The sequence below is a fragment of the Pelistega europaea genome (assembly GCF_013133775.1).
Classification (GTDB): Bacteria; Pseudomonadota; Gammaproteobacteria; order Burkholderiales; family Burkholderiaceae_B; genus Taylorella; species Taylorella europaea.
In genome coordinates this window covers 204,217-219,366 of the sequence record NZ_JABGBO010000004.1, presented here as the reverse complement: position 1 = coordinate 219,366, position 15,150 = coordinate 204,217, and the positions used below count along the sequence as shown (strand labels likewise).

Below are 15,150 nucleotides of genomic sequence, written 5' to 3'. Positions count from 1 at the left end.
TTTTCCCGTATAATGTCAGCCTTTAGTCTCTCCATAGTTCAATTGGATAGAACGAACCCCTCCTAAGGGTTAAATGCTGGTTCAATTCCGGCTGGAGAGGCCATTTATTCTATCTTTTTTCCCTTCTTTAGCTTCTCAAGAATATCTAGTGCCTTTAGTTGAAAGGTCTCCTATATATACCAAGTAGTCTTCATTTTTCATGGAAAATCATTGTTTTTAGCACTTTTTCCTTGTAACGGAACTTATCTATACCCGACTAAGTTACCAAATATTTATTGACATTCATTCTTATTTAGAATAATCTAGCAAAACTCTACATGAGATTCATTATCATTTACATTCCTAAAGAGGGAGATTTTATGTTCAGTTTGAAAAAACTCGCATTGGTAGCAGGTGTGTCTTCAGCTGCTTTATTGGCTAACACCGCTTTTGCAGCCGTTGATTTATCTAAAGAAACTAAGGCTTACCAAGCATTTGTGGTTGAGCAAATTGATGCACTTGAAAAAGGTACAGCTCAATTCGTTGCTGACTTAAAAGCGGGCAAACTTGAAGAAGCTAAGAAAGTATACCCTCTAGTACGTATGTACTACGAGCGTTCTGAGCCTATCGCTGAGAGCTTTGGTGATTTAGACCCACGTATTGATGCACGTGAAGCAGATTTAGAAAAAGACCAAATCTGGTCTGGTTTCCATAAAATTGAGAAAATCTTATGGACAGAAAATACAACTAAAGGTACAGAGAAGATTGCTGACCAGTTGTTAAACGATATTAAAGAGCTTCGTGCTAAAGTGCCTACAGTAGAAGTAACTGGTGAGTTGATGGTTCAAGGGGCAGTAGACTTATTAAACGAAGTGTCAACTAGTAAAATTACAGGTGAAGAAGAGATTTTCTCTCACACAGACCTTTATGACTTTAAAGCTAACGTAGAGGGTGCAGAGAAAATTTTTGAAATTCTTAAACCTCAACTTGAGAAGAAAGATGCTAAGTTGGTTAAAGAGCTAGAAAAGCAATTCTCAACTGTTAACGGGTTATTGGATAAATACAAAGTAGGTGAAAAAGACTACAAGTTGTACACAGATCTCTCTAAAGACGATACTCGTGCTTTAGGGGAGGCTGTAAACAAACTTGGTGAACCTTTAGCACAAATGGGCGTTATTCTCGAAGGTAATTAATTTTGTTTCATTTCACTTGATATTTGATATTATTAGCCACTGTTGTTTACAGCAACAGTGGTTTTTGCCATTTTAAAATTCCAATCATTAAATGTCATCAAAAATGATACTGGGGGAGGGTAAGTGGTTTTAAGGATGTTATAGGGGAGTGTATTTATTTTAATAGTTTTACCTCATATGGATAGTAAGGTATTTTTTGAAATGAGGTAATTATGACAGTGTATTTATTTTAATAGTTTTACCTCATATGAGTAGACTATTTAGATAAGTACGTTTAATGCAAAAAGAACTAAATTTTTTGGGTGAGTGTTGTACTTACCTTTTCCCATTTATCAGGAGTCAGTCATGACAGATTTTACAAAAACTAACCGTCGTCAATTTTTAAAGAAAACAGGATTGGTACTTGGTGGCGGTTTAGCGGGTTTGCATATTACTAGCCAAACTGCTTTTGCAGCAGATAAACACTGCCTTTCTGATGTGGAGTATCCTTTTTTTGGTGAACATCAACAAGGTATTCTTACTCCTCAGCAAACCTATGTATATTTTCTAGTGATGGATTTGGCAACTCATGACTTAAATGAAATCCGTGAGGTATTTAAGACATGGACGGATTATTCAGCCAAATTAGTAAAAGGCAAGAATGTTAGAGAATATTCAAGTAATCATTTTGTTCCGCCTACTGATACAGGTGAAGCAGATGATTTATCGGCTTATGGTTTATCTCTGACTTTTGGTGTGTCGCCTTCTTTCTTGAAAAAACTCGGTTTAGAAGATAAGGCACCAGCAGAATTTAAAGATTTACCTCTTTTCCCTCGCGATCAGATTCGTCCGGAGTTTAGTGGTGGCGATATTTGCATTCAATCTTGCGCCAATGATGCACAAGTCGCTTTCCATGCGGTGCGTCAATTAGTGCGTGTGGCACGCTCAAATATTACAATGAAATGGAGCCAAGCGGGCTTTATTTCTGCAGATAAATCAACGGATACCCCTCGTAATCTTTTTGGCTTTAAAGATGGTACGGCTAATGCGGATACCTTGAAAGATAAAAATGGTCAAATTTGGGTAGATCAGCCAGGTTGGTTACATGGCGGTAGTTATATGATTGTGCGAAAGATTGTAATGCACTTGGAAACTTGGGATCGTACTAGTTATAAAGAGCAAGAGCGTACTTTCGGTCGTCATCGTATTACAGGTGCTCCTATAGGATCTAAGAATGAGTTTGATCCTTTAGACTTAGCGGCGAAAAATCATCACGGTAAACCTATGATTCCTGATGATTCTCATTCAGCATTAGCGCATAAGACAGGCTTGCACATTTTACGTCGTGCATATTCTTATTCTGATGGCATTAATCCTAAGACGGGTCAGTTTGATAGTGGTTTATTATTTATCTGCTATCAAAAGAATCCAGCCCAATTTATCACTATCCAGAATTCATTGGGTAATACCGATAAAATGAACGAATATATTACACATATTGGTAGTGGTTTGTTTGCTTGCTTCCCAGGTGCAAAAGAGGGAGAGTTTATTGGGCAGGCCTTGTTAGGAGCATAATGACTTGGTCAGTACCATGGTAACTTGGTCGGTACCACGACTGTTAAAGTTTCTACAGGGAAGGACTAATGATACCGTTAGATAGAGTGCATCACCTAGTTATTTGAAGGATATACACGGATGACCAAGGACTGGACCGTCAATAGAAGTAAATAAAGGTGCTATATTCTGATTGCTTCTATTGGTGGTTTGCTAACTAACGGTAATCATAATGAAGACATATATAGGATGAAACAATATGATGACAAAAATAAGTGCTAAGCAAGATTTTATCGCTATGTTGCGCATTAGCTTTATGCTGCTATTGATAAGTATTAGTTTAGGTTTAGCACAGTTGGTATTTGCAGCAGAAAAGATTAATTTAAGTCCCTTATTTATTCAGTTATCTGATGCGATGGGAGCTGTTAAAGAGGGTAATGCTGAACAAGCCAAACAAGATGTTGAGCAAATTCAACAACAGTTTTTAGCAATAGAACAGCGTACATCCACAGCAGGCCAAGCTGTACAAGCCCAACTGCAAAAGACATTAGAGACTACAGATTTAGAACAGCTTACAGCCTTGTCATCTGCATTACTGGCATTTGATAAGGAGCAACATCCATTAGATGTTAATGAACAAAAGAGCTTATTTAAAAAGCGCATCATGCCAGCCTTTAAACATTGGGAGCAAGTGATTACAGATAATCAAGTTCAACCTGATGTGGAAATGCTTAAGCAGCAATATCGCTTGTTTAACGGTATCTGGACTAAGAATGAACGTACTGTGCGTAATGTAGATATGAACCACTACGGACGTATTGAGACTTCATTGGCACTATTGCGAGTAGCCATTGAAACAGAACCATTGGATTATTCACGAGTCACTCAACTGACTCAGAAAATTGCTTCACAGTTTGATGATTTCTTGACTGGTAAACAAGCTGAAGCAGCGACTGGCAACTATAAGTTAAGTGATGGCATTAAGTTATTAAAAGATGGTTTGGTTGCATTTCAACAAAATGATAGTGCTACAGCTCAGGAAAAACTGACTACTTTTATTGAAATTTGGCCAATGATTGAGGGTGATGTAAGTACACGTAATGGTTCACTTTATACCCGTGTTGAGAGTGATATTCCTGTTATCCTTGCCAAAGGTAGTGCTGAGAAATATCAAACTGAACTACAGCAAATTATTGATGAGTTGTCAGCAATTAATCCTACTGCTAGCTATACTGCAGTGGATGCCATGCTTATCTTGCTACGAGAGGGTTTAGAGGCTTTATTAGTAGTGATGGCTTTAATCAGTGCGTTACGTGTAGCACAACGTCCAGAAGGTTATAAATGGGTTTGGGGTGGTGTTATTGTTGGGGTGGTATTAAGCCTAGTCGCTGCGGTTGCTCTACAGCAACTATTCCCAGCAGCATCATCTGGTACGAATCGAGAGATGATCGAGGGTGGGGTAGGTATCCTTGCTGTATTAATGATTCTTACTATTGGAGCGTGGTTACATAGTAAATCTTCAGTGAAAGCATGGCAGGCCTATATTAAGAAACATATGGGTAAAGCACTCACCACAGGTAGTTTTGTGTCTTTATTTGGTTTGAGCTTCTTATCCGTATTCCGAGAAGGGGCAGAGACCATTTTATTCTATGTGGGTATTTTACCTAACATCAGTATGGAGTCCTTTGGCTTAGGGGTTGCGATTGCTATTGCAATTTTAATTGTGTTGGCATTTGTAATTCTCAAGAGCTCAGTTAAGTTGCCTGTACCAACGATGTTTAAAATTCTCACATGGGTTTTATATGTACTTGGCTTTAAGATTCTCGGTGTGAGTGTCCATGCTTTACAATTAACAGGCGTATTGCCGACTTCTATTGTTGATGGCATTAGCAATGTAGATTTAATAGGGTTTTATGCTACTGTTGAGACAATTGCCGCACAACTTGTTTATATTATTCTTATCTTATTGCTTCAACGCTGGATGCAAAAGAATGAGGCTTAATGAGCCAAGGGGGCAGATGTAAGCAACAGTCCTCATCGATTCGATAACATATAGAAAAAAGCTGATTTCTGAGGCGAGCTAAATAAAGATACGTTGTGCAGTATGCACGGGTAACTGGGAGGGTTATCTAATAATGATGCTTTGCCTAGTAAGTCAAAAAAAGAAAGCCTGAAAGTGATTTCAGGCTTTCTGTTTGCTTAGGTGAATGAAGCCATTATTTCATTGAAATAGTGGTGTTGACACTACGCTCATGATGAGTCCAACGTGCAGTAATAGATTTTGTTTGGGTCCAGAAGGATACTGCTTGCTTACCATTAGGACCAAGCACACCAAGTTTAGAGCCACGAGAACCCGTGAAACTAAACCATGCAACAGGCACAGGAATAGGGATGTTAATACCGATTTGGCCAACATCAATATTGTTTTGAAAGTATCGAGCGTCTCCACCATTTTGCGTAAAGATAGCAACACCATTACCATTGGGGTTGGCATTAATAAACTCAACGGCTTCTTCGATGGTATCGACACACACAATGCATAACACAGGACCAAAAATCTCCTCACGGTAAATCTGCATATCTGCTTTTACGTTCTTAAAGATAGTTGGACCAATAAAGTTTCCTTTTTCATAGCCTGGCACTACAATATCACTACCGTCTAATAGTAAATCAGCTCCTTCTTCCACTCCCGACTTAATTAAACCACGAACACGAGCCTGTGCTTGAGGAGACACAAGAGGCCCCAAGTCTGCTTTACGGTCAGTGCCAACATTCACTTTAAGAAGTTTCGATTTCTCGACAAACTCATCAATCCATTCTTGGGACTTACCCACAAATACTGCTACTGAAGTCGCCATACAACGTTGACCAGCAGCACCAAAAGCTGCTCCTACTAGTTGGTTAAGAGCAACTTCTTTATCTGCATCAGGCATGATAACACAGTGATTCTTGGCTCCCATCATAGCTTGACAACGTTTACCATGATTAGATGCACGACGGTAGATTTCAGTACCGACACGAGTAGAGCCAATAAAGGAGACGGCTTGAATATCTGGGTGCTCACATAAACGGTTAGCTACATCAGCACCACCGTGAACTACATTTAATACGCCAGGAGGCAGACCTGCCTGATGTGCAAGTTCGACAAGGAAGAGAGAGGCACTTGGATCTTGTTCAGAAGGTTTAAGAACAAAGGTATTACCTGCTGCAATGGCTAGTGGGAACATAAAGCAAGGGAGCATTACAGGGAAGTTGAAGGCAGTGATACCAGCACATACTCCTAGCGGTTGGATAAGCGTGTAAACATCAATACCAGAAGCTGCATTTTCAGCATACTCACCGAGTTGTAGACTTACAATAGCGCAAGCGTGTTCAATCACTTCTAAACCACGACCGACTTCACCTTCGGCATCGGGTAGGGTTTTGCCATGTTCTAGAGTAATCAGTTCAGCAATTTTGCTGGCATTCTCACGAACCAATTGTTGGAACTTAAGCATCACACGCATACGAGTGCCTTGCCCTACATTACGCCATGTTTTGTAGGCCTTTTTCGCACTAGCAATGGCAGCATCTACTTCAGATAGTTCGCAAAATGGTACTTTGGCTACTACTTCTTGAGTGGCGGGATTTAATACATCAATCCAAGTAGAAGATTTGGATTGAATTTTTTCGTTGTCAATAATGTAGGGAATATGAGGTATGCTCATGTTGTTGTCTCCTATATTTGTTATTTGGCTTTTATAGCCGATGTCTTAAAAAGTTATTTTATAGTTTGATATGTGACAAAGTTAAATACAATACGATATAACCCTAATATGAAAGTATTATTTTTGTAAAAAAGATGACAAAGTGGTGGTTTAGATTGAACTTGTGAATAAGAGAAGGGGGTAAAAATTTCTGTCTGGAGTAGCAAACTACCCCCTACTTTGAGAAAAATTGCTCTTTGGGTGGGGCTAAAAAGGAATCATCCCTGTGTGATTTACTCGGTTTAGCATAAACCTAGGGATGATGGGTTGTGGTGAAAAAGGAATTATTCATTCTTAATGGGACACAGGGGTAAGCAAGGATGGATGTTTTACCCAAAATAATGTGAACTAAGAAACTGTACAGGCACAGGAAGGAGTAAGCAAAAATTAGAGTTATTTTCTTACTGAATAGGATTCTGTAGAAAGATTAAATAAGCCTCCTACATATTCAGCAATAGCTAATGAGGAGGTTAACCCAGGTGATTCAATACCAAATAAATTAACTAAATTTGGGATGCCATGCTCACTAGCGGTACTAATCTTAAAGTCAGCTGCAACCTCATTAGGCCCTACAATCTTGGGGCGGATACCAGTATAACCAGGTTGTAATGCACCATCTGGCAAATCTCTCCAATATTGACGGACGGCCTGGTAGAAATTCTCACTGCGACTTATATCTAACGAGTAATCCTCGCTGTCAATCCATTGAGTATCTGGCCCAAATTTGGCTTGACCCCCTAGGTCTAGGGTGAGATGCACCCCCAGACCAGATTCATTAGGCATAGGATAAATAAGGTGAGAGAAAGGGGCTTTACCCGATAAGGTGAAGTAACTGCCTTTACAGTAATAAGCAGAAGGAACAAAGGATGGATTCAAACCATTAAACTTTTGAGCTAATAAGGGGGCGTGAAGTCCTGCTGCATTGATAAGGATGTTGCAACTTAATTCTATGCTTTCAGTACCACCAAAGCGACAATAGAATAGCCCATCTTGAATAGTGACAGACTCTAAAGGGGAGAGAAATACACACTGTGTTCCGTGATTTTCTGCATCACCCTGTAATGCCAGCATGAGTTCATGGCTATCGACAATGCCCGTAGAGGGGGATAAAAGTGCCTTGATACAATGTAAATTAGGCTCTAGTGCAATGGCTTCATCTGCTGAGAGATAACGCAAATCAGTAACGCCATTCGTTTCCGCAGTGTTTTTAATTTTTTCTAATTTAGCAAGTTGGGATTCTTCTGTTGCAACTAGAATCTTACCTATGCGTCGATGATTTATCCCTTTGTCATGACAGTATTGGTAGAGTAGCTCCTTGCCTCGTACACAGAATTTCGCTTTTAGACTACCTGGGGCATAGTAAAGTCCAGCGTGAATGACTTCGGAGTTGCGTGAACTAATTCCCATGCCAATCGCTTCTTGTTCCTCAGCCACCAGCACCTCATAACCTTTCATGGACATCTGACGCGCAATAGCTAGACCTACAACACCAGCACCAACAACGACACATTGGATATCTGCCTGTTTCATTTTTTAAATCCCTTATTTACCTTTAGAAGGTGTAAGACTAAATGATCCAGCATGGTAAACCAGTGGCATATCATCAGTATGAGAACAACGCTCAACTTGTCCAACCATGATATGGTGGTCTCCTTCAGGATATTGGCTTTTGTTATAACACTCAAAATAGGCAGCACAACAGGTGTCATCAAGTTTTGGGATACCAAACTCATTTAGCGTAAAAGATACCTTGGAAAATCGTTCTTCTTGATTGCCCTTGGAAAAATCAATAGCCAGCAACATCTGCTCTGCTGTTAGTACATGGATATTGTAGCGATCAGTTTTTAGGAATGTATCCAATAGGGTAGATGAGTTCTGTAAGCTCCATAGTACTAGAGGAGGGGTCATGGAGACAGAGTTAAAAGAACTAATTGTCAAGCCTAGAGGGGTTTTAGTATGAGGGTCTATCGTTGTGACGATAGCAACCCCCGTAGCAAACCGCCCTAATGCCTGACGAAATGCCATAGCATCAAAATTGGCTTCTCTAACACTCATCTTCTATCCATTAAGGTGATAAACGAGTAAAGTGCCATTGACCTGATGCATCTTTAGTAAACTTAATGCGGTCATGTAAACGAGAGGGGCGACCTTGCCAGAATTCAATGCTCTCGGGAATAACACGGTAACCACCCCAATGAGGAGGTTTTGGTACATCATCACCATATTGAGCCGTATAGTCTTGAACACGTTGATCTAACTCTTCACGGGTAATAGGTTGGCTTTGTTTAGATGCCCAGGCACCAATTTGTGAACTAATGGGGCGTGACTTAAAGTATTCTGTGGATTCAGCCTCAGAGATTTTTTCTACCCGACCATTAATGTGAACTTGGCGTTGTTGTACCATCCAGAAAAATAACAAGCTAGCATAAGGATGAGTAGCGAGTGCCTGACCTTTAGCTGAGGTGTAGTTGGTAAAGAAGACAAACCCATTTTCATTGAAATCTTTGAGTAAACAGATACGCGAACTTGGTTTTCCGTCAGCTCCTACGGTAGATACAGTCATTGCATTAGGTTCTAGGCCACCTTCAACACGTGCTTGTTCAAACCATTTAGCAAATTGTTGAAATGGATTGGGATCCACATTGCTTTCTAACAGAACATCTTTGTCATAGTTTTGACGTAGGTCAGCAATAGACATAATCATTCCTAAATAATAAAAACAAGGATAAGTATAAGCCTAAAGGAATTAAATGTCAGCTTGCGATTGAGCTCGCACAGAAATTGATTGTCCTTATTTGCTTGTTTAAAACATGCAAGGACATCATAGGCTATCTATTTTGCCAAGCGTGCTTTAATTAGCTTAGACAGATATACAAGATAGTCATCGTGAATCCCTGATTTAGTTAGTGCATCAGTGGTTTCGGTAACATATTCATGACATGGACCATAGGTACCCGAAGCATTTAATACAATTTCTAGGGTTTCTTCTTCGCTGAGTTCGCCAATATAGGCTTTGGATTGGTTATCCATGACAAACACCAGTGCTTTGACTGGGCCCTCAGGTGTCTGGCAAGGTAGCCACATAGGGATATAGGACTCCGAGGGCATTTCGCGTTTCCAAAGCTGGCGGAATTGCTCTAGAATATTTTCGTTGGGAATGCGAAAAACACGCCCTTCACAGATACCTCCTTGTTTGAGACCAAAGACTAAGCCAGGTTGTTCTGGTGTACCTCGGTTGACACAAGACCACAAGCATAGAGCTCTGCTGTATCCGTCTAGACTTGCATGACGAGACTCTTCAAAAACAAATTCAGGTCGCCACACAAGAGAACCATAACCAAAAATCCAAATATTCTTCTGTTCCTCAAGTTCATTGAGGGTTTTTAACATAGATGCTTCACGTTCTTCATCAGACCAAAGACGAAAGGTGCGAAGATGTTCCTGAGCTTTATTAATGGCAAGAGTAAGAGGAGACACGGTAGTACAAATATAAACTGCTACAATGATAGGCAACATTATAGTCAATTCTTAGAATGATGAAAAACGAAACAACCTCAATAACACGCCGCTTTAACAGTTTGCAACGATTATATGGTGAAAAAGCAACAGAACAGTTAGCCCAATCTCATGTTTTTATCGCTGGTATTGGAGGGGTGGGCTCATGGGCAGTAGAGGCTTTGGCTCGTTCTGGTGTGGGAGAACTCACTCTAGCCGATTTAGATCATGTGGCAGAATCGAATATTAATCGCCAGGTACATGCGCTAAGTTCAACTATAGGAAAAGCAAAAATTGAGGCGATGGCTGAACGCATCTATGAAATCAACCCGCTGTGTAAAGTGAATTTAATAGATGATTTCGTGGATGCAGACAATATTGAGAGTTATCTAAATCAATATAAAGCAGATGTATTACTAGATTGTACAGATCAAGTAAAAGCAAAAGTGGCTATGTTACTGGCTGCTAGGTCTAAGAATATTCCTTTCTTTATGTGTGGTGGAGCGGGAGGAAAAACAGATGTTTTTAGTCTGCAATACACTGATTTGGCCTATGTGAAGCAAGATAATTTGTTAGGGCGTATTCGTCAGATATTACGTAAAGAATATGACTATCCTAAAGGTTCTGATAAACGAGGAAAAGCTTTAAAAAATCCTCCTAAGATGGGAGTTAAGTGTGTATGGTTTGATCAAAAAGCTCGGCTACCAGATTTATGGATTAATCCAGATCAGGCTCCCCAAGGATTGTCTTGTGCAGGGTATGGCTCTAGTGTAGTAGTAACCTCGAGTATGGGGATGGCGGTGGCTAATTTGGCCATCGCAATATTACTGTCTAATAGTGATTAACTATGGGTATAATTTTCCATTAAAAAACTAGTTCTATATTTGAACAGTCAAAGAAATTTAAAGAAGTTTTCCCTACACATATTCAATGATCTTTTACCAAGGGATTAGGCTGGAGACAAGAGACCTAGATTTGAGTTGTTTAGAAAGAGAGGATGTTGATGTTTTCTACATATAAAGAAGATAGGTTTTTCTTAAGTAAAGTGTTACCTGCATTAATTGTAATGGCTGCTATTTATGGTGGACTGGTTGCTTTATCAGTTCCAATTAATGCCGTAGTGCTGTGTATTTTGCTTATGGTGGCCTTTTGTTTGTTACGGATTCCCGTAGCAGTAGCGATTGTATTAGCAGCTTTGTTAGGTGGTTTACATGCAGGAATGGACTTTTCTGCGGTACTTGCTGCATTAAATGATAATTTGTTAAGTGGGGCACAAGTAGGGGTAACTTATGTAATGGTGGGGGCATTTGCTGTTGCTTTAGCACGTAGTGGTCTTTTAGAGTGGTGGTCTCAGAAAATTGCACAACGTTTGAACTTGAAAGGATTACAAGTTCAGAAACAAATGAAGTGGACACTTTTTATTATCTTCATTGTAGCGTCGTTGCTCTCACAGAACCTTGTGCCTGTTCATATTGCCTTTATTCCTGTGCTGATTCCTCCTTTATTGGGAGTGATGAATAAATTGAATATCGACCGTAGGGCTGTGGTATGTATTTTGGCATGTTGTATGAGTGCCAGTTATTTACTCTTACCTTTCGGTTTTGGTGCGATTTATTTGAATGATATTTTGCTCAGCAACTTTAATTCCATAGGAGCCGGGCTAGGGCTTAATGGTACAGCGGATATGGCACCTAAAGCCATGTTTTGGCCTGTTATGGGGATTATTGCGGGTATGCTATTTGGCGTTTTTGTGAGTTACCGTAAGCCTAGGGTTTATAAAATAGTTGAAACTTCAGAGACGAGTCTTAATGAGGTCGTGAAAATTAAGTGGCAACAGCTATTATTCACATTGCTTGCCATTGTAGCGACTGTACTATGCCAAGTATTTTTTGATTCTCTTTTTATTGGTGCTTTAATCGGTTTTGTAATTCTAGGTTTTTCTGGTATTTACCGCTGGCAAGAGCAAGATGATGTGTTCACACAAGGTGTTCGTTTGATGGCAGAAATTGCTATTATTATTACCATTGCCTCAGGCTTTGCTGGTGTATTGAATGCTACAGGAGATATTGAACCACTGGTGAAATCAGCCACAGCTATGTTTGGAGATAGTAAAGTGTTGGGCGTCTTTACGATGCTTGTAGTAGGGCTCTTTATTACCATTGGATTTGGGGATTCTTTTGCTTCGGTGCCTATTTTGGCACCTATCTACATTCCTTTAAGTGTTGCGTTAGGTTTATCTCCACTGGCAACAATGAGTATGTTGGGAGCCGCAGCAGCATTGGGAGATGCTGGTTCTCCTGCTTCCACTATTACGTTAGGCGCAACAGCTGGACTGAATGCAGATGGGCAGCACAATCATGTTAAAGATAGTGTAATTCCTGCTTTCCTGCATGCTAATGTGGGTATGTTGCTGTTTGCTTTTGTGGCCATACTCTATATGTAATTTACCTCAAAGATGCATCTTAGCCTACCGAGAATTAGTAGTGGGAGGCTAAGGTGCAATCTGAACAGAATTTCAATTGGGTGCACCAAAAAAGAACAAATTTTACTTCAATTTATTAATAAGAATCATTATTGTTTACTTTGTGAAGAATTTCCTGCATGATAGAACTATCATTGTTAGCGGAGTCATGTGTTTACGATGACTCATCAATTATGAGGAAAAAAATGGAGATTTCACAAAGTATTATTGATGAAGCCATTGCATGGCGTCAACACTTACATGCCTATCCAGAATTAGGTTTTAACGAATATAGAACTTCACAATTAGTCGCTGATGTATTAAGTCAGTTAGGCATGGAGGTTTATACAGGTATTGCAGAAACAGGTGTTGTGGGTATTTTGAAACGAGGTAGCAGTACTCGTAGCATAGGATTAAGAGCAGATATGGATGCACTTCCTATGAAAGAGTTGAATACCTTCTCTCATTGTTCTAAAGAACATGGGTGTATGCATGCTTGTGGGCATGATGGACATACTGCTATGTTATTAGGAGCAGCTAAACATTTGGCGCTACATGGGGACTTTGATGGATGCATTTATTTTATCTTCCAACCAGCAGAAGAAAATATGGGAGGGGGTAAAAAAATGGTGGAAGAAGGTCTTTTTGAACGATTTGCAATAGATGAAATTTATGGGCTCCATAACATGCCTGGTAAGCCCCTTGGTGATTTTTGTGTCAACGATGGGGCGATGATGGCCTCACTAGATATCTTCGATATCACTTTACAAGGGAAAGGGGCACATGCAGCGATGCCAGAAAAGGGGCATGATCCCATTGTTGCTGCTGCTGAGCTTATTACGAGTATACAGTCTATTGTTTCCAGAGAAATTTCTCCACTAGAAGCAGGAGTTGTTAGTGTCACTCAAATTGTTGGCGGAGATACCTATAACATTATTCCTGATGCTGTGTTATTAAAGGGCACTGTGCGTGCGTTGAGTGAAAATGTTAGGGGCACTTTAAAGCATCAATTGATAGAAAGAGTTCGTCTTATCTCAGCCCTGCATCAGATGGAGGGAACAATTGATTATCAAGAACGTTATCCTGCAACAGTGAATGATGCTATCTGCGCGAGGAAAATGCGGGAGGTGATTGCCTCTACATTTGGTCAGGATAAGGTCTTTGAGAATGTATTGCCTATCATGGCATCAGAAGATTTTTCTTTCATGTTGAATGAGAAACAGGGGGCCTATGCATGGATGGGGACAGACGAAGAGGGTTTGCCAACCATTAACTTGCATAATCCACATTATGATTTTAATGATCATGCCATTCCCATTGGTATTCAATTTTGGGTGTCATTAGCAGAAATGCAGCTAGCAAAACAATAGGCATAGGAGGAAGTAATGCAGACAGTTAAGCTATGGGATGTGCGACTCTACATTATTGTATTGATATTGTCACTTTGTGCAGAGTATATTGGGATAGTTAAGGTTCCTATTTTAATAGGGACGGTTGTATTGCTTCCCCTTTTGTATGCCTTTGTCTTAGCCTTGTTTTTTAATCCTAATATCACACGATTAGGAAAGTTGGTGGGTGAGAATGGCCATAAAGTGTCTAGTCAGTGGATTCTTATTTGTTTGATGCCGTTTATTGCAAAGGCATCTGTGATGGTAGGTCCCCGCATACATGATATCGTTGCGGCTGGACCAGCTTTGTTGTTGCAAGAGGTGGGGAATGTTGCTACGGTGTTATTTGCCCTCCCTATTGCAGTACTTTGTTTTGGAATGGGCAGAGAGACCATTGGCGCAACACACTCAATTGCACGAGAAGCCAATGTGGCGTTAATCGCTGATAGATTTGGGCTCAAGTCTCCAGAAGGGATGGGTGTGATGGGAGTATATGTAACAGGCACTTTACTGGGGGCTATTTATTTTTCCATGATGGCAGGTGTGGTAGGATCTTGGGAGATTTTTGATATTCGAGCTTTGTCTATGGCGTGTGGAGTTGGTTCAGGTAGCATGATGGGGGCGTGTGCCGCCGCTTTGGCTGAGATTTTCCCCATGAGAAAAGACGATATTATGGCTTTTGCTGCCTCCAGTAATTTCTTAACCACTGCGACAGGTATGTTTGTGTCTCTTTTTATAGCACTCCCATTTGCAGAGTGGTTGTATAAGAGATTGTCGCAATGGAGAAAGAAGGGGGAGCAAGTAGACAAAAGTATCTCTGTAAATCAAATGGTGTTTTCTGATAATGAGGATGTTACTGTAAGTACTTGGCAGACTATATGGGCGCTTGTTCCTGTCAGTGTGATACTGTTGCTGGTGAACTGGGTTGGAACGCAGCATAACCCAATAGAAGCATTGCCTGGTTTGCTGGTTTTATGTGCGATTTGTGTTGTGGGTATTGTAATGAAACGTGTTATCCCTTTACGGATACCTTGTGTTGCTTGGGTAGCTGTTGCAGCAATGCTGTCTGCTCTGCCTGTCATGCCTATATCGACTTATGTACTAGAAACCACACAACAGTTAGGATTGTTATCCCTGATTACACCAGCATTGGCCTATGCAGGCATAGCTATTTCTCAGACAGAAATAACCTTATTTAGACAGTCAGGATTAAAAATCATTATTGTTGCCTTGCTGACATTCACTGGCACCTTTGTCGGGTCGTTAGTTATTGCTCAGGCCTTATTATAAAGAGTATGGCAGAGGTGCTTTTAGCATGGTAAAGTGATAACTGATGGTGTCATAGGTATTATTGA

Annotated in this window: 12 protein-coding genes and 1 tRNA gene; 8 read left to right on the top strand and 5 right to left on the bottom strand. The window is 40.2% G+C overall.

Annotated elements, in window-relative coordinates:
* Positions 1-27 precede the first annotated feature (27 nt).
* The 4 genes from HKX40_RS05165 to HKX40_RS05150 all read left to right on the top strand — a co-directional run bounded on the left by HKX40_RS05165 (position 28) and on the right by HKX40_RS05150 (position 4,707).
* A tRNA-Arg gene (locus tag HKX40_RS05165) sits at positions 28-103 on the top strand.
* 256 nt (positions 104-359) lie between these two features.
* Entirely contained in the window at positions 360-1,172 is an 813-nt protein-coding gene (gene efeO / locus HKX40_RS05160) for an iron uptake system protein EfeO (RefSeq protein ID WP_171588484.1), read from the top strand.
* A 345-nt stretch (positions 1,173-1,517) separates the two neighbouring features.
* Positions 1,518-2,726 carry an iron uptake transporter deferrochelatase/peroxidase subunit gene (efeB, locus tag HKX40_RS05155; protein ID WP_171588483.1) on the top strand — a complete coding sequence of 403 codons (1,209 nt, stop codon included), beginning with the start codon at positions 1,518-1,520 and terminating at the stop codon, positions 2,724-2,726.
* 238 nt (positions 2,727-2,964) lie between these two features.
* A complete protein-coding gene (locus tag HKX40_RS05150) occupies positions 2,965-4,707 on the top strand; it encodes an FTR1 family iron permease (protein ID WP_216605175.1) in 1,743 nt (580 codons plus the stop codon).
* 214 nt (positions 4,708-4,921) lie between these two features.
* Here the strand turns inward: HKX40_RS05150 and HKX40_RS05145 are convergent, their stop codons facing one another.
* From HKX40_RS05145 to HKX40_RS05125, 5 genes are all read right to left on the bottom strand, one after another.
* The gene (locus tag HKX40_RS05145) at positions 4,922-6,412 is read right to left on the bottom strand and encodes a CoA-acylating methylmalonate-semialdehyde dehydrogenase (protein ID WP_171588482.1); all 1,491 of its coding nucleotides are present in this window, start codon (positions 6,410-6,412) and stop codon (positions 4,922-4,924) included.
* 432 nt (positions 6,413-6,844) lie between these two features.
* On the bottom strand, positions 6,845-7,981 hold the full coding sequence (locus HKX40_RS05140; protein WP_171588481.1) for an NAD(P)/FAD-dependent oxidoreductase: 1,137 nt from the start codon (positions 7,979-7,981) through the stop codon (positions 6,845-6,847).
* A 12-nt stretch (positions 7,982-7,993) separates the two neighbouring features.
* Positions 7,994-8,506, bottom strand: coding sequence for a flavin reductase family protein (locus tag HKX40_RS05135; protein WP_171588480.1), 513 nt, complete (start codon positions 8,504-8,506; stop codon positions 7,994-7,996).
* Positions 8,507-8,516: 10 nt separating this feature from the next.
* Complete coding sequence (gene pdxH, locus HKX40_RS05130) at positions 8,517-9,149, bottom strand: pyridoxamine 5'-phosphate oxidase (RefSeq protein WP_171588479.1); 633 nt, start codon at positions 9,147-9,149, stop codon at positions 8,517-8,519.
* Positions 9,150-9,283: 134 nt separating this feature from the next.
* The gene (locus HKX40_RS05125) at positions 9,284-9,841 is read right to left on the bottom strand and encodes a gamma-glutamylcyclotransferase (RefSeq protein ID WP_246233597.1); all 558 of its coding nucleotides are present in this window, start codon (positions 9,839-9,841) and stop codon (positions 9,284-9,286) included.
* Positions 9,842-9,984: 143 nt separating this feature from the next.
* Here HKX40_RS05125 and HKX40_RS05120 point away from each other — a divergent pair, with 143 nt between their 5' ends.
* From HKX40_RS05120 to HKX40_RS05105, 4 genes are all read left to right on the top strand, one after another.
* The gene (locus tag HKX40_RS05120) at positions 9,985-10,791 is read left to right on the top strand and encodes a tRNA threonylcarbamoyladenosine dehydratase (protein WP_246233583.1); all 807 of its coding nucleotides are present in this window, start codon (positions 9,985-9,987) and stop codon (positions 10,789-10,791) included.
* A gap of 158 nt (positions 10,792-10,949) precedes the next feature.
* On the top strand, positions 10,950-12,389 hold the full coding sequence (locus HKX40_RS05115) for a Na+/H+ antiporter NhaC family protein (protein WP_216605174.1): 1,440 nt from the start codon (positions 10,950-10,952) through the stop codon (positions 12,387-12,389).
* Positions 12,390-12,613: 224 nt separating this feature from the next.
* Positions 12,614-13,777 (top strand): M20 aminoacylase family protein, encoded by a 1,164-nt coding sequence (locus HKX40_RS05110; RefSeq protein ID WP_171588477.1) that lies wholly within the window; start codon positions 12,614-12,616, stop codon positions 13,775-13,777.
* Positions 13,778-13,792: 15 nt separating this feature from the next.
* Positions 13,793-15,085, top strand: coding sequence for a DUF3100 domain-containing protein (locus HKX40_RS05105; RefSeq protein ID WP_171588476.1), 1,293 nt, complete (start codon positions 13,793-13,795; stop codon positions 15,083-15,085).
* Positions 15,086-15,150 lie beyond the last annotated feature (65 nt).

What these genes read in the sequence shown, in the direction of transcription:
- HKX40_RS05125 (WP_246233597.1), bottom strand. Translation starts at nt 9,841, where the DNA reads ATGTTAAAAACCCTCAATGAACTTGAGGAACAGAAGAATATTTGGATT.
- HKX40_RS05140 (WP_171588481.1), bottom strand. Translation starts at nt 7,981, where the DNA reads ATGAAACAGGCAGATATCCAATGTGTCGTTGTTGGTGCTGGTGTTGTA.
- pdxH (WP_171588479.1), bottom strand. Translation starts at nt 9,149, where the DNA reads ATGTCTATTGCTGACCTACGTCAAAACTATGACAAAGATGTTCTGTTA.
- HKX40_RS05115 (WP_216605174.1), top strand. Translation starts at nt 10,950, where the DNA reads ATGTTTTCTACATATAAAGAAGATAGGTTTTTCTTAAGTAAAGTGTTA.
- efeB (WP_171588483.1), top strand. Translation starts at nt 1,518, where the DNA reads ATGACAGATTTTACAAAAACTAACCGTCGTCAATTTTTAAAGAAAACA.
- HKX40_RS05135 (WP_171588480.1), bottom strand. Translation starts at nt 8,506, where the DNA reads ATGAGTGTTAGAGAAGCCAATTTTGATGCTATGGCATTTCGTCAGGCA.
- HKX40_RS05145 (WP_171588482.1), bottom strand. Translation starts at nt 6,412, where the DNA reads ATGAGCATACCTCATATTCCCTACATTATTGACAACGAAAAAATTCAA.
- HKX40_RS05105 (WP_171588476.1), top strand. Translation starts at nt 13,793, where the DNA reads ATGCAGACAGTTAAGCTATGGGATGTGCGACTCTACATTATTGTATTG.
- HKX40_RS05110 (WP_171588477.1), top strand. Translation starts at nt 12,614, where the DNA reads ATGGAGATTTCACAAAGTATTATTGATGAAGCCATTGCATGGCGTCAA.
- HKX40_RS05120 (WP_246233583.1), top strand. Translation starts at nt 9,985, where the DNA reads ATGATGAAAAACGAAACAACCTCAATAACACGCCGCTTTAACAGTTTG.
- efeO (WP_171588484.1), top strand. Translation starts at nt 360, where the DNA reads ATGTTCAGTTTGAAAAAACTCGCATTGGTAGCAGGTGTGTCTTCAGCT.
- HKX40_RS05150 (WP_216605175.1), top strand. Translation starts at nt 2,965, where the DNA reads ATGATGACAAAAATAAGTGCTAAGCAAGATTTTATCGCTATGTTGCGC.